The sequence below is a fragment of the Erwinia sp. MYb416 genome, from assembly GCF_037479575.1.
In the GTDB taxonomy this organism is placed as follows: domain Bacteria; phylum Pseudomonadota; class Gammaproteobacteria; order Enterobacterales; family Enterobacteriaceae; genus Erwinia; species Erwinia rhapontici.
Genome location: NZ_JBBGYT010000438.1, coordinates 238,914 through 251,952, shown reverse-complemented (window position 1 = coordinate 251,952; position 13,039 = coordinate 238,914). Strand labels below are relative to the sequence as shown.

14 protein-coding genes are annotated in these 13,039 nt (G+C 58.4%); 4 read left to right on the top strand and 10 right to left on the bottom strand.

Annotated features, from left to right (window positions below; genetic code table 11):
- Positions 1 to 81: 81 nt before the first annotated feature.
- From hpxK to hpxU, 7 genes are all read right to left on the bottom strand, one after another.
- Positions 82 to 1,353 carry an allantoate amidohydrolase gene (gene hpxK / locus WH277_RS10590; RefSeq protein ID WP_159337608.1) on the bottom strand — a complete coding sequence of 424 codons (1,272 nt, stop codon included), beginning with the start codon at positions 1,351 to 1,353 and terminating at the stop codon, positions 82 to 84.
- On the bottom strand, positions 1,350 to 2,588 hold the full coding sequence (locus WH277_RS10585) for a pyridoxal-phosphate-dependent aminotransferase family protein (protein ID WP_339506334.1): 1,239 nt from the start codon (positions 2,586 to 2,588) through the stop codon (positions 1,350 to 1,352). The genes hpxK and WH277_RS10585 overlap by 4 nt, the downstream gene beginning before the upstream one ends.
- Before the next feature lie 143 nt (positions 2,589 to 2,731).
- Positions 2,732 to 3,466 (bottom strand): amino acid ABC transporter ATP-binding protein, encoded by a 735-nt coding sequence (locus WH277_RS10580; RefSeq protein WP_133846206.1) that lies wholly within the window; start codon positions 3,464 to 3,466, stop codon positions 2,732 to 2,734.
- Complete coding sequence (locus tag WH277_RS10575) at positions 3,447 to 4,103, bottom strand: amino acid ABC transporter permease (RefSeq protein ID WP_133846326.1); 657 nt, start codon at positions 4,101 to 4,103, stop codon at positions 3,447 to 3,449. Before WH277_RS10575 ends, WH277_RS10580 begins: the two co-directional genes overlap by 20 nt.
- Positions 4,103 to 4,768, bottom strand: a complete 666-nt coding sequence (locus WH277_RS10570) for an amino acid ABC transporter permease (RefSeq protein ID WP_133846205.1) — start codon at positions 4,766 to 4,768, stop codon at positions 4,103 to 4,105. The genes WH277_RS10575 and WH277_RS10570 overlap by 1 nt, the downstream gene beginning before the upstream one ends.
- Positions 4,769 to 4,781: 13 nt before the next feature.
- A complete protein-coding gene (locus WH277_RS10565; protein ID WP_159337607.1) occupies positions 4,782 to 5,564 on the bottom strand; it encodes a transporter substrate-binding domain-containing protein in 783 nt (260 codons plus the stop codon).
- A gap of 285 nt (positions 5,565 to 5,849) precedes the next feature.
- Positions 5,850 to 6,689, bottom strand: coding sequence for a MurR/RpiR family transcriptional regulator HpxU (hpxU, locus tag WH277_RS10560; protein WP_159337606.1), 840 nt, complete (start codon positions 6,687 to 6,689; stop codon positions 5,850 to 5,852).
- A gap of 216 nt (positions 6,690 to 6,905) precedes the next feature.
- Here hpxU and WH277_RS10555 point away from each other — a divergent pair, with 216 nt between their 5' ends.
- The 4 genes from WH277_RS10555 to hpxZ are packed head-to-tail and all read left to right on the top strand — an operon-like array spanning position 6,906 to position 10,484.
- On the top strand, positions 6,906 to 8,492 hold the full coding sequence (locus WH277_RS10555) for a gamma-glutamyltransferase family protein (protein ID WP_133846202.1): 1,587 nt from the start codon (positions 6,906 to 6,908) through the stop codon (positions 8,490 to 8,492).
- Positions 8,493 to 8,509: 17 nt separating this feature from the next.
- Positions 8,510 to 8,704 (top strand): oxalurate catabolism protein HpxX, encoded by a 195-nt coding sequence (hpxX, locus tag WH277_RS10550; RefSeq protein ID WP_197931283.1) that lies wholly within the window; start codon positions 8,510 to 8,512, stop codon positions 8,702 to 8,704.
- A complete protein-coding gene (locus WH277_RS10545; RefSeq protein ID WP_133846201.1) occupies positions 8,701 to 10,098 on the top strand; it encodes an AtzE family amidohydrolase in 1,398 nt (465 codons plus the stop codon). Before hpxX ends, WH277_RS10545 begins: the two co-directional genes overlap by 4 nt.
- A gap of 2 nt (positions 10,099 to 10,100) precedes the next feature.
- Entirely contained in the window at positions 10,101 to 10,484 is a 384-nt protein-coding gene (hpxZ, locus tag WH277_RS10540) for an oxalurate catabolism protein HpxZ (protein ID WP_133846200.1), read from the top strand.
- Between the two features lie 78 nt (positions 10,485 to 10,562).
- On the opposite strand, the gene puuE is transcribed toward hpxZ, so the two are convergent.
- From puuE to WH277_RS10525, 3 genes are read right to left on the bottom strand one after another with little or no spacing between them, the layout of a single operon-like run.
- Complete coding sequence (puuE, locus tag WH277_RS10535; RefSeq protein WP_133846199.1) at positions 10,563 to 11,522, bottom strand: allantoinase PuuE; 960 nt, start codon at positions 11,520 to 11,522, stop codon at positions 10,563 to 10,565.
- A gap of 44 nt (positions 11,523 to 11,566) precedes the next feature.
- Complete coding sequence (hpxA, locus tag WH277_RS10530) at positions 11,567 to 12,307, bottom strand: allantoin racemase (protein ID WP_133846198.1); 741 nt, start codon at positions 12,305 to 12,307, stop codon at positions 11,567 to 11,569.
- Positions 12,308 to 12,309: 2 nt separating this feature from the next.
- Positions 12,310 to 13,023 carry a GntR family transcriptional regulator gene (locus WH277_RS10525; protein WP_133846197.1) on the bottom strand — a complete coding sequence of 238 codons (714 nt, stop codon included), beginning with the start codon at positions 13,021 to 13,023 and terminating at the stop codon, positions 12,310 to 12,312.
- Between the last annotated feature and the right edge of the window lie 16 nt (positions 13,024 to 13,039).

The window sequence follows — 13,039 nt, the reverse complement described above, 5'->3', positions numbered from 1 at the left end:
AGGCCGTATGTCCGACCCCTACGAAAGCCTGCCCCTTACGAAGGCCAGGCCGTATGTCCGACCCCTACGAAAGCCTACCCCTTACGAAGGCCAGGCCGTATGTCCGACCCCTACGACAACCTCTACGTAGGCCTGCACCGCCAGCGCCACGTCTTCCGTCATCACGGATTCCGCCGGATGGTGGCTGATACCCCGATCGCAACGCACAAACAGCATCCCTACTGGCCAGCGTTCGGCAATGGCAATCGCATCATGCCCGGCACCGCTCGGCAGCGACAGACTGCGCCCCTGGACGGTGGTCACCGCACGGCTCAGCGCCGCCTGCAAACCGTCATCACAGCGTGTGGCCGGGATCTGATAATACTCTTCAGCGCTAAAGCTCAGTCCGCGACGCAGCGCAATGGCTTCGCCCTGAACAAGCAGTTCAGAGAGCAATTCGGCCAGCGGCCGATCTTCCGGTCCACGCACGTCCAGCGTCAGGGTCACCTCTCCCGGGATCACATTGACCGCACCCGGATGGCACTGGAGTGTCCCGACGGTCGCCACCAGCTGCGGGTTATGCTCCGGGGTGCGTTGCTCAATAAACACCATCCATTCGGCGGCGGCGGCCAGTGCATCTTTCCGGTGGCTCATCGGCACCGTGCCGGCATGTCCGGCTTCGCCGGTAAAACGACAGTTCAGGCGGCGGGCACCGTTAATGGCCGTAACCACCCCCAGCGCCAGCTGCTCCTGCTCCAGGCAAGGCCCCTGTTCGATATGCAGTTCCAGGTAGGCAACGAAATCTTCGACGTCACGCGCAGCCTGCCACAGCAGATCCGGGTTAAAGCCGATATCCCTCATCGCCTGCCCCACGGTAATGCTGTTGCCGTCCGGGTGCGTCAGCCAGCTGTCGGGCCAGGTGCCTGTCAGACCACGGCTGCCGAGCAACGTGATGCCGAAGCGTGTCCCTTCTTCGTCGGCAAAACCGATGATCTCAATCGCCAGCGGCAGGCGTTCGCCGCGATCGTGCAGATACTGCACGGTTTCAATCGCCGCCAGCACGCCGAGCATACCGTCGTAGCGCCCGGCATTACGCACGGTATCCAGATGCGAACCCAACAACAGCGCTTTCGCATCCTGCCGCTCGCCTTCATAACGCCCGCAGATATTACCCACGCTGTCTTGCCACACCTGCATTCCGGCGGCTTTCATCCACTTGCCCACCATGGCATTGGCACGCAGATGCTCCGGCGAAAGGTAAACGCGGGTCAGGTATCCCGGGGTTTCACTGATTTCTGCCAGCGCATCACAGCGTGCCATCACGCGCGCAGCGGCGGCGGCGGCGGCAGTGGCATTCATCAGGCTCTCACTCATCCGCGGCTCCCGTTGTAGTGATCCCAGGCCGCCTGCATCGCTGCACCCTGAGTACTGCGGAAACCGAGGTAGTTCAGCACCGATTCCAGTGCGCTCAGGGTCTGCATCACGCAGTCTTTACGCGCGTTGTACCCCATGGTGCCGATGCGCCAGACCTTGCCGATCAGTGGGCCAAATGAGGTGCCGATCTCGATGCCGAAATCTTCCAGCATCAGCTTACGGACCTGATCGCCGTTGACACCCGGCGGTATCATCACGCCGAGCACGTTATTCATTTTGTGTTCGAGGTTACCGAAGGTGTCCAGCCCCATTCCCTGGATGCCCTTAAGCAGCGCATCGCCGTGCAGCTTGTGGCGGGCAATGCCGTTATCCAGCCCCTCTTCAAGGATCAGACGCGCACATTCACGGGCGCCAAACAGCGCCGAGGTGGCTTCCGTATGGTGATTCAATCGCTCAGGGCCCCAGTAGTCCATGATCATGCCGAGATCGAAATAGTTGGAGTAGATCATCTCGTCATCGCCGTCCTGATGCGCATCAGTGCGGATCCCGGCTTCCACGCATTTGCGTTGGCGGATCACCTCTTCCATTGCCGGACTCAGCGTGATCGGCGAGGTGCCGGACGGGCCACCGAGGCATTTCTGCATCCCGGCGGAGACAGCATCTAATCCCCAGGCATCGGTTTCCAGCACATTTCCGGCGAACGAAGCGGTAGCATCGGTATAGAACAGCACGCCATATTTGCGGCAGATGGCACCCAGTTCTTCCAGCGGTTGCAGCATCGTGGTGGAGGTATCGCCCTGCACAGTCAGCAGCAGGCGCGGCTTCACTTTTTTAATGGCATCTTCGATCTGGTCCGGGGTGAATACTTCGCCCCACGGCACGTCAATGGTGTGGACTTCAGCGCGGCAGCGGCGGGCGATTTCACACAGCAGATGGCCGAAACGACCAAATACCGGCACCAGCACTTTATCGCCAGGGCGGATCGCCGACAGCAGGATGGCTTCGATCCCGGCGCGTGACGTGCCGTCGATCAGCATCGTCCAGCGATTTTCAGTGCGAAACACGCCGCGATACAGCGCCATCACTTCGTTCATATATTGCGTCATCGCCGGATCGTACTGGCCCAACAGCTGGCTGGACATAGCACGCAGCACACGCGGATCGGCATTGATCGGTCCCGGCCCCATCAGCAGGCGCTGCGGCGGGTTAATTTGGGTAAATGTAGAGAGATCCATCATCGATTCCTATATTGAAATAACCCCTTAGGCGTTACTGGTGCAGGCAGTTTGAACACGGACAGCGCACAAGAACCGGAGCGTACACCTAGTACGTGAGGATTCTGAGCACTGCCCAGGTTCAAAATGACAAACAAAGTAGCCTAAAGCCCACGCACCGAGGAGATAAACTGTTTTAATTCATTCGTTTGTGGGTCAGAGAAGACTGTTTTACTGTCGCCCTGCTCCCATACCCGCCCCTGGTGCATAAACACCACGCGGTCACCGACTTCACGGGCAAAATTCATTTCGTGCGTCACGAGGATCAGCGTCATGCCCTCTTTGGCCAGCTGCTCAAGCACTTTCAACACTTCACCCACCAGCTCCGGGTCCAGCGCGGAGGTGATTTCATCACACAACAGCACCTTGGGTGACATCGCCAGGGCACGGGCGATCGCCACGCGCTGCTGCTGGCCACCGGACAGATTGGCAGGATAGTAATCCATTCGGTCGCCCAGACCGACTTTTTCCAGCATCCGGGCCGCCAGCTCTCGGCACTCGGCGTCTTTTTTCTTCAGTACCCGGCGCGGTGCCAGCATCACATTTTCCAGCGCAGTCATGTGCGGGAACAGGTTGAAGTTCTGAAACACCATGCCGACGGAGCGGCTGATATCGCGGGCCTGGGTATCCCGATCGGTGATGGTCATCCCGCCCAGCTTGATACTGCCTTCCTGGTAACCTTCCAGCCCGTTGATGCAGCGCAACAGGGTACTTTTACCCGAGCCACTGCGACCAATGATGGAGATCACTTCACCCATTTCGATGTCGAGATCCACGCCTTTCAGTACGTGGTTGTCGCCATAATATTTCTGCACCTGATTAATGGTGATGAGCGGCATTGAATTTCTTCTCCAGATACTGGCTGTAGCGTGACAGCGGGTAACACATCAGGAAGTAGCCGAGGGCGACTAATCCGAACACTTTGAAAGGTTGATAGGTGACGTTATTCAGAATGGTGCCCGCCTTGGTCAGCTCGATAAAACCGATAATCGAGGCCAGCGCCGTTCCTTTCACCACCTGTACGGCAAAGCCCACCGTGGGGGCAATGCCAATGCGCAGCGCCTGCGGCAGCACCACGCGGTAAAGCGTCTGGCCAACACTCAGACCGAGGCAGCGGCAGGCTTCCCACTGGCCTTTTGGCAGGGCTTTGATGCTGCCGTGCCAGATATCAACTAAAAAGGCACTGGTGTAAAACGTCAGGGCCAGCGAGGCCGCCGTCCAAGGCGACACATCTATGCCGAACAGCGCCACGCCGAAGAAGGCAAGGAACAGCTGCATCAGCAACGGCGTCCCCTGGAACAGTTCGATATAGCAGCGGATAATGCGGTTCGGCCATTTACGCCCGCTGAGGCGCACCATCACCAGCGGCATCGCCACCAGCGTGCCACCGAAAAAGGCGGTCAGGGAGAGCGCAATCGTCCAGCGCGCCGCCAGCAGCAGGTTGCGCAGGATGTCCCAGTCAGTAAAGGTTGTCATCATGGCTGCTCTCCAAACCACTTACGGCCCGCGGCCAGTAATAACTGACGCATGGCAATCGACAGCGCCAGATACATCAGCGTGGTCACCAGGTAGACTTCAAAACTCAAAAAGGTGCGCGACTGGATCAGGTTGGCAGCAAAGGTCAGCTCTTCATAAGAGACCTGCGACACCACCGATGAACCGAGCATCACGATAATGCACTGGCTGACCAGCGCCGGATAAATACGCTTCATTGACGGTGGCAACACCACCCGAATAAAGGTCTGCGTGCGCGTCAGGCCCAGCACCCGCCCTGCTTCCCACTGCCCTTTTGGCGTCACCTGTATTCCGGCGCGGATAATTTCCGTGCTGTAAGCGCCCAGGTTAATCAGCATCGCCAGCAGCGCCGCTTCCCCTGCCGTGAGTTTCAACCCCAGATTGGGCAAGCCAAAGACGATAAAAAACAGCTGGACCACAAACGGCGTATTGCGGATCAGCTCGACATATACACCCCAGATACGGCTCAACGTCGACGGTTTACCGCTGCGCAGCGCCGCGCCGAAGATACCCAGCGCTACCCCGCCCACCGTTGCCATCACCGTTAGCTGGATCGTCACCCACAGGCCGGAGAGAAGCTCCGGCCAGAAGGGCCACAGTGCAGGAAAATTCAGTTGCCCCATCATCAGTCAGCCCCAACTAGCCCAGATCGGCTGGCAGTGGTGCTTTCAGCCACTGCTCAGAGAGACCGTTCAGGGTTTTGTCCTGAATCGCCTGCTCAATCAGCGCATCGACTTTGGCCTTCAGTGCCGGTTCATTCTTCTTCATGCCGATAAAGCACGGTGAATCCTTCAGCATAAATTTCGCCACGGGCGCTTTATCCGCGTTCTGACGAGCAATGGCTGCTACCACCAGGTTGCCGGTGGCCACATATTCCACCTGACCCGACAGATAAGCCGACAGCGTGGTGTTGTTATCTTCATAACGTTTCACCTGTGCCTCTTTCGGCGCGATGCCGGTCAGCACCATATCTTCCACCGCCCCACGGGTGACGCCGATCGATTTACCGCTCAGTGCAGCCGCATCTTTCAGCGTGCCGTCTTTCGGGCCAAACACACCGAGGAAGAACGGCGCGTAGGCACGGCTGAAGTCGATCACTTTCTCACGTTCCGGGTTTTTGCCCAGGCTGGAGATCACCAGATCCACTTTATCGGTTTGCAGATAAGGGACGCGGTTGGCGCTGGTCACGGGCACCAGCTGCAACTTAAGTTTCATCTGTTTCGCCAGGTACTTCGCCATATCGATGTCATAGCCCTGCGGCTGTAAATCGGTACCGACGGAACCAAACGGTGGGAAGTCCTGAGGGACCGCGATGCGGATAACGCCACGTTTTTCAATGTCCTGTAACTGATCGGCATGCGCCGTGATGGCCTGAGAAAACAGCACGGCACCTGCCAGTAATGCGATTAAACCTTTTTTCATCTTCACTTCCCCGGTTAATACATCATGAAACGAAAGATTCTTAAAGAATTTAATTGCAACTAATGTGCCAGCGCGTTATCTGCCTCACATTTTTTACGCGATGGTAAAACCGCAGAAAACAAAAAGTGTGTTAAATCCAAACATTAAGCGTTATTACAGGCCAAAAAACTGATATTCAGTACAGAAAAACCGGGCAAAAGAGGGAAACACTGGCGGGAAAAAGGGTCCGAAAAAGGGCGCCTTGCGGCGCCCCAAAACCATGCAATGCACCAGAATAGCGCCCCATTAGCGCTGTTCCAGTTCATCCAGCTGGGTGTAGAGGTCAGCAATCTGATGAATACGCTGACGACCGTCACTGAGTAATTCGTGCAGTAATGCGTTGGCCAGCAGGTTGATCAGGCTGTTGGCCGCTGCATAGCTGTCGAAGGCAGAGACACTGTCCAGCGGCGCGCACAGCTGCCAGCGCGCCAGGGCAATCACCGCCTGCGCCTGGGGTTCACACAGTGCTAGCACAGGAATGCCGTTGTGCTGTAGCTGCTGTAACAACGGGCGGATAATGCGTGGGCGGCGCCGGAACGCCATCACCACCACCATATCCTCCGGTGTCAGATCCACCAGCTCTTCAGAGAGCGTCTGCCCCGGCTGTGGCAGCACCTGCACCTGTGTTCTGGCCTGCAATAACTGCTGGCGCAGGTGCAGCGCCACCGGGTATGCATTACGCATCCCAATGATAAAAATACGTTTACTGTTTGCCAGCGCCTGAACGACCTCGCCAAAGTGCGCCGCATCAATCCCGTTCACCCACTGGGTGAGGTTGGCCATCTCCTGCTTATAGTGACGGGCCAGCAACGTGTTGCCCTGCACCGCATCACGGTGGTCAGTGAGCGGCATCCCGCTCTGGCGCAGGGTGCGCAGTTCGTCGCGCATATCTTTATATTTTTCATAGCCCAGGCGCTTAAACAGACGGCTTACCGTGGCCTTGGACACCCCGCTGAGACGTGCCAGATCGGCACTGTTGTAGCTGATCAGGTCATCGAAATGATCGAAGGCAAAATCAGCGATACGTTGTTCCTGCGGCGAAAGCTGCGCGTAGTGGCTGCGCAGGCGTTCATCAAGCTGCATCATGTGATTAACCCTGTAACGTTTGTTTCATCCTCAGAATGATATACAAATAACGTGCCTGTCTGTAGCTCACACCGTTGCGGGCTGAAAATCGGCCGGTTTTGAATCAAAAACCGGAGCCATACGACAGATATTCAATTGTTAACATTCTGCCGCTCGACAAACTGGAACGGCTATTGCTTTAGTCAACCTATCAGCTATCTGAACGACGGGAATGGAATGAATCAAAGTAATATGGCCCCGCTGGGCATGGCGGTGACGCCGCACCATCTGGCCAGTGAAAGCGCACTGGGTATTTTACGCGAAGGGGGGAATGCCATTGAAGCGATGGTGGCTGCTGCCGCGACGGTTGCCGTTGCCTATCCTCATATGAATGGCCTGGGAGGCGATGGCTTCTGGCTGATTGTCCCGCCGAAGGGTGACCCGGTGGCGATCGATGCCAGCGGTGCGGCAGGTTCGCTGGCGACAATCGACTTTTATCAGGGCAGCAGCAGCATTCCCCATCGCGGCCCGAAATCGGCCCTGACGGTGGCGGGTACGGTCAGCGGCTGGTCAGAAGCGCTGGACATCTCACGTGAACTGGGCGGTCAGCAACTGCCATTGCCGCGCCTGTTGGCGGATGCGATCCGCTATGCCGCCGATGGCATTCCGGTCACCGCCTCCCAGGCGACCGCCACCGCCAGTAAACAAGCCGAACTGGTGAATCAACCGGGATTTGCCGCCACCTTCTTACCCGATGGCGAAGTGCCGTCGTGTGGCAGCCGTTTTACCCAGCCCGATCTGGCAAACACCCTCATTCATCTGGCCGAAGCCGGTCTGGACAGCTTCTATCGCGGCCCGCTTGCCCGTCAGCTCGCCAGTGAGATGTCACGGCTGGGAATGCCGGTCACGCTGGAAGACCTGAACCGTCAGCAGGCTAAACGCCGGACGCCACTGCGTATCCACCATCAGTACGGCGATGTCTTTAATATGACACCGCCCACGCAGGGCCTGGTATCACTGGCGATCCTGGGGATCACCGACCATCTGAATATGGCCGATGCCGATGAGGCACAAACCATTCACCGCATTGTGGAAGCCACCAAGCTGGCCTTTGGCCTGCGCGACCGTTACATCACCGACCCGCAGCATATGCGTGAACAGATGCAAACGCTGCTCGACAGCGATCGTCTGCAACAGATGGCGGCGCAGATCGATGTCAATCAGGCGGCGCCGTGGGGCACGGGTAAAGGGCCGGGCGACACCGTGTGGATGGGCGTGATGGACAGCAGCGGGCTGGCCGTCTCCTTTATTCAGAGCATTTATCACGAATTTGGTAGCGGTGTGGTGATCCCCGGCACGGGTATTACCTGGCAAAATCGCGGCGCGGCTTTCAGCCTCGATCCCGATCACCTGCTGGCGCTGATGCCGGGTAAACAGCCATTCCACACGCTGAACCCAGCGGCAGCACGGTTGAACGATGGCAGGACGATGGTATACGGATCGATGGGCGGCGATGGCCAGCCACAGACTCAGGCGGCCATTTTTACCCGCCATGTGGTACAGGGCATGGGATTGCAGCAGGCGGTGAGTGCGCCACGCTGGCTGCTGGGGCGCACCTGGGGTCAGGCCTCCGATTCACTCAAACTGGAAGGTCGCTTCCCGCCAGAAACCATTGCCACGCTGCGGGCGCTGGGCCATGAAGTTGAGCTGTTGCCTGATTTCAGCGAAGCCGTGGGCCATGCGGGCGCGATTGTGCGTCACAACAACGGGATGCTCGAAGGGGCATTCGATCCGCGTAGCAACGGCAGCGCGGCCGGGTTTTAAAAAAGAGGGAAACTGAGATGAGTATCAAGCAAAAGGCGCCCGACTGGGCAGCCTATGTCACGCAGATGGAGCAGGTGCTAGCACTGGAACTCGACGACGCACGCCGTGCCGAGCTGCTGACCCAGTTCAACCGCATTGCCGGCATGGCCGCGCCGCTGATGGCCTTCCCGCTGGACGATCGCCTGGAAGTGGCTGGAGTGTATAAAGCATGAATCTGGCCGCACTGTCGATTGCCGAACTGACCCAATTGCTGGCTAAAGGTGAGTTGAGTGCACGCGAGATCGCCCTGCATACGCTGTCGGCGATCTCGCAGCATAACCCTGAGCTGAATGCCTGGACCCAGATTACCCAGGAGCGCATGTTGCAGGAGGCGGACCGGGTTGATCGCCTGAAACAGGGCAACCTGCCGCTCCCCCCACTGGCAGCGGTGCCTTACGCAGTCAAAAATCTGTTTGATGTGGCCGGACACGCGACGCTGGCCGGGGCCAGTTTATTCAGCGATCGTCCGGTGGCATGTCAGGATGCCTGGGCCGTGCAGAAGCTGGCAGCCGGCGGCGGACTGCTGTCCGGGATGCTGAACATGGATGCGTATGCCTACGGTTTCACCACCGAAAACAGCCATTATGGTGCCACGCGTAATCCACACGATCTGGCGCGGATTGCCGGGGGATCGTCGGGGGGGTCGGCCGCCGCCGTGGCCGCCGGGCTGGTCCATTTCTCCCTCGGTTCGGATACCAACGGCTCGATCCGCGTTCCGGCCTCACTGTGCGGAATCTTTGGTCTGAAGCCGACCTACGGTCGCCTGTCGCGCAGCGGCAGTCATCCGTTTGTCGCCAGCCTTGACCATATTGGTCCGTTTGCCCGCCGCGTCAGCGATCTCACCCACGTCTACGATGTATTACAGGGCAGCGATCCTGCCGATAGCTTCCAGGCTGATAAAGCCATGCAGGCGGTCAGCCCTCTGCTGGAGCGCGGTAGTGAAGGGCTGCGCTTTGGCGTGCTGGGCGGTTACTTTCAGCAGTGGTGCGATGACGACGCCCGCGCTGCGGTGGCGGTTGCAGCCAGCGCACTGAATGCCAGCGAAGAGGTCGTGCTGCCGGAAGCCGAACTGGCACGTACGTCGGCGTTTATTATCAGCGCATCTGAGGGCGGGAATCATTACCTCCCCGCCCTGCGCCGTGCACCTGAGCGCTTTGAGCCTTTGTCGCGTGAGCGCCTGCTGGCCGGGGCGATGATCCCCGCCGCCTGGTACATTCAGGCCCAGCGCTTCCGCCGTTACTTCCAGCAGCAGGTGCTGCCGCTGTTCGATCATGTGGATGTGTTGATTGCACCGGCTACCCCCACCAGCGCCACATTGATTGGTCAGGAGACCATGCACATTAACGGCAGTGACCTGCCGATCCGCGCCAGCATGGGCATGTTAACCCAGCCCATTTCGTTCCTCGGCCTGCCGGTGACCACGGTGCCATTACGTACCCGTAGCGGGTTACCCATCGGTCTGCAACTGATTGCCGCCCCGTTTAATGAAGCCGCCTGCCTGCGTGCCGCCAGCGCGCTGGAGCAGATGGGCATTACGCACGCGGCCCCTGCGGATAGGGAGCATTGATCATGAAAAGTGAACATATTGACCGCCCGGCGATCCTCGCCGAAGTTACCGCCGCGTTTTATCGTTACGAAGAGGCGTTAATCAGTAATGACATTGCGGTGCTGGATGAACTTTTCTGGCACGACGAACGCACAGTGCGCCTGGGTGCGGGAGAGAACTTGTACGGTATCGATGCGATTCGCGAATTTCGGGCTGCACGTCCTTCAGCCGGGTTATTCCGTCAGTTACAGAATACGGTGATCACCAGCTACGGCGATGATTTTGCGGTGTGCAGCACAGAGTTCACCCGCGAGGGCAGCGACAAAATCGGCCGTCAGCAGCAGACCTGGGTCAGGCTCCCCTGTGGTTGGCGCATTGTGGCGGCGCAGGTCAGTTTGATGAGCTGACAGGTACGCAGAGACCTGGTGGTCTCTGCGATAATACAGGACGGGCTCAGGGCAGCGAGGCAAGCCTCGCTGTCAGCATTACGCTTTCGGTGCCGGGTGGGTTTTCACCCAGTGGTCAGCGATTTGCTGGCGGGTACAGATCCACACCCCTTCATGCTGCTGGATATGGTCAAGGAAGCGCTGTAAGGCGCGGAAACGGCCAGGGCGGCCCAGCAGACGGCAGTGCATACCAATCGACAGCATTTTCGGTGTGCTGTCCCCTTCTTCGTACAACACATCAAAGCTGTCTTTCAGGTAGGTGTAAAACTGCTCCGCGGTGTTAAACCCCTGCGGCGTGGCAAAACGCATATCGTTAGTTTCAAGCGTATAAGGGATGATCAGATGCGGTTTCACCGTGCCATCCTGACAGGTGACCTGCGTCCAGAACGGCAGATCGTCGCCATAATAGTCGCTGTCATAGGTCAGGCCGCCCTGTTCCACGACCAGACGCCGGGTGTTGGGGCTGTCGCGACCGGTATACCAGCCCGTTGGCGTCTTGCCAAACAGGTCGGTCAGGGTATCCAGCGCCAGCTGCATATGCTGGCGTTCTGTTTTTGCATCCATGCCTTGATAGTGGATCCAGCGCCAGCCATGACTGACGACATCGTAATCAGCGGCTTTGATCGCCTCGACGATCTCCGGGTGCCGTGCCAGCGCCATGGCCACGCCAAAGACCGTCAGCGGCAGGCCACGTTTTTGAAATTCGTTATGGATGCGCCAGAATCCGGCGCGTGAGCCATATTCATACAGTGAATCCATCGACATATGGCGCTCAGGATAGCTGGCCGCCCCAATGATATCGGAGAGGAACTGCTCGGAGCCTGTATCACCATGCAGAACATTATTTTCGGCGCCCTCTTCGTAGTTGAGGACAAACTGCACCGCGATCTTCGCGTTACCCGGCCAGGCCGCATGGGGCGGGTTGCCCGCATAGCCGCGCAGGTCACGGGGATAGTTTTTGTTGAAGCTGTACTCTTTTTTTTCCGAAGTGTTGCTCATCGTCTCAGTCCTTAACGTCGCAAAAAGAAATGGGACCCGACTGTTCAGTTTAGGCGCTCAAACTGGCCCGACAGGTTTTTTCGTATCGGGTAGTCAAGATCGCCGTGCTTACTGGTGTTCAGACCTAATGCTACCAGCGACTCCACCATTTTCACGGCAGCCGTCACGCCATCGATCACCGGTACGCCCAGTTCACGTGTCAGCGATTGCGCCAGATCGGCCATACCACCGCAGCCGAGCACGATGGCACCGCAGCCATCTTCGCGGATGGATTGTATACAACGCTGGCGCACTTTCTCCTGCGCCAGCCCGCTGCCATCTTCCAGTGCCAGCACCGGCAGGTCGATGGCGTGCAGGGCTGCACAGTGATGCTCAAAGCCATATTGCTGAAGCAGATGGCGGGCAATAATCAGGGTTCGCGGCAGCGTGGTGACGATGGAAAATCGTGTGGCCACCAGGGTTGCCATATGCATCGCGGCTTCGGCAATCCCGACTACCGGTCCCTGCGCCATCTCGCGTGCGGCCAGTAATCCCGGATCGCCGAAACAGGCAATCACATGGCCACAGACGCCCTGCTCACGGCCGATTTTGATCTGCTCCAGCACGCCAATGGCAGCGATAGCCTCATCAAAATGCCCTTCAATCGACGGCACGCCCTGCGTCGGGCACACCGCCAGGATCTCGGTATTCCCTGCCGCCACCGCACGTGCCGCTGCACCGATGGTTTCCGTCATTGCCAGGCTGGTGTTGGGGTTGATCACCTGAATGACCTGTTTGCTACTCATCATCATGCTCCTTTTGACGCAAACAACCGGGAAAAGTCCGGCAGCGTTTCGCCGCTGCGTTCAAAGCGCAGACTGGCGACGATATGATCGAAATGTTGCCGTAGTGCGTCAGTCAGCTGAGTCAGTGATTTTTCCCGTAGCAGCACCACCAGCCGATCGTGATCGTCACAGCGGCAGCCCTGCTGCCAGGGCGCACCATATGCCGCAACCACCAGCGAGGAGCGCTGGGTCAGCCGCGTCACGATTTCGGTCAGCACCTGGTTGCCCGAAATCGCCTGTAACTGAATATGGAATGCCGCTGAGAGGCGGATCGCCGCTGCACCATCGTGATTTTCGTGGGCCTGCTGCTCCTGGAGATTGAGTTTCTCCAGGGCAGCAAGATGAGGGGCCTGGCAGTGCATTAATACCTCAGACAGGTTCGCGCACTCAATCAGGCTGCGAGTACGGAAGATATCCTGCGCCTCCTCAACGGTTGGCGTGGCGACCTGCGCACCACGTTTGGGCGTCAGCGTGATCATTTGCACTGCGGCGAGGCGTTGCAGCACTTTACGAATGCCGGTACGGCTGACGCCGAACACCTCGGAGAGTGCCTCCTCCGGTAATTTACTGCCCGGTGGTAACTGATGTTCCACGATTGCCGTCATCAGCGCCTGATAGATAGGCTCATCCTTGTCACTCAGGTCGGAGGCCGTTTTCAGCCCGGTTTCACTCTTCATTCCCTACTCCGGTAAA

Excerpts from the sequence above, each read along its gene's own strand:
- hpxK (WP_159337608.1), bottom strand. The coding sequence starts at position 1,353 with ATGAGTGAGAGCCTGATGAATGCCACTGCCGCCGCCGCCGCCGCTGCG.
- WH277_RS10585 (WP_339506334.1), bottom strand. The coding sequence starts at position 2,588 with ATGGATCTCTCTACATTTACCCAAATTAACCCGCCGCAGCGCCTGCTG.
- WH277_RS10580 (WP_133846206.1), bottom strand. The coding sequence starts at position 3,466 with ATGCCGCTCATCACCATTAATCAGGTGCAGAAATATTATGGCGACAAC.
- WH277_RS10575 (WP_133846326.1), bottom strand. The coding sequence starts at position 4,103 with ATGACAACCTTTACTGACTGGGACATCCTGCGCAACCTGCTGCTGGCG.
- WH277_RS10570 (WP_133846205.1), bottom strand. The coding sequence starts at position 4,768 with ATGATGGGGCAACTGAATTTTCCTGCACTGTGGCCCTTCTGGCCGGAG.
- WH277_RS10565 (WP_159337607.1), bottom strand. The coding sequence starts at position 5,564 with ATGAAAAAAGGTTTAATCGCATTACTGGCAGGTGCCGTGCTGTTTTCT.
- hpxU (WP_159337606.1), bottom strand. The coding sequence starts at position 6,689 with ATGATGCAGCTTGATGAACGCCTGCGCAGCCACTACGCGCAGCTTTCG.
- WH277_RS10555 (WP_133846202.1), top strand. The coding sequence starts at position 6,906 with ATGAATCAAAGTAATATGGCCCCGCTGGGCATGGCGGTGACGCCGCAC.
- hpxX (WP_197931283.1), top strand. The coding sequence starts at position 8,510 with ATGAGTATCAAGCAAAAGGCGCCCGACTGGGCAGCCTATGTCACGCAG.
- WH277_RS10545 (WP_133846201.1), top strand. The coding sequence starts at position 8,701 with ATGAATCTGGCCGCACTGTCGATTGCCGAACTGACCCAATTGCTGGCT.
- hpxZ (WP_133846200.1), top strand. The coding sequence starts at position 10,101 with ATGAAAAGTGAACATATTGACCGCCCGGCGATCCTCGCCGAAGTTACC.
- puuE (WP_133846199.1), bottom strand. The coding sequence starts at position 11,522 with ATGAGCAACACTTCGGAAAAAAAAGAGTACAGCTTCAACAAAAACTAT.
- hpxA (WP_133846198.1), bottom strand. The coding sequence starts at position 12,307 with ATGAGTAGCAAACAGGTCATTCAGGTGATCAACCCCAACACCAGCCTG.
- WH277_RS10525 (WP_133846197.1), bottom strand. The coding sequence starts at position 13,023 with ATGAAGAGTGAAACCGGGCTGAAAACGGCCTCCGACCTGAGTGACAAG.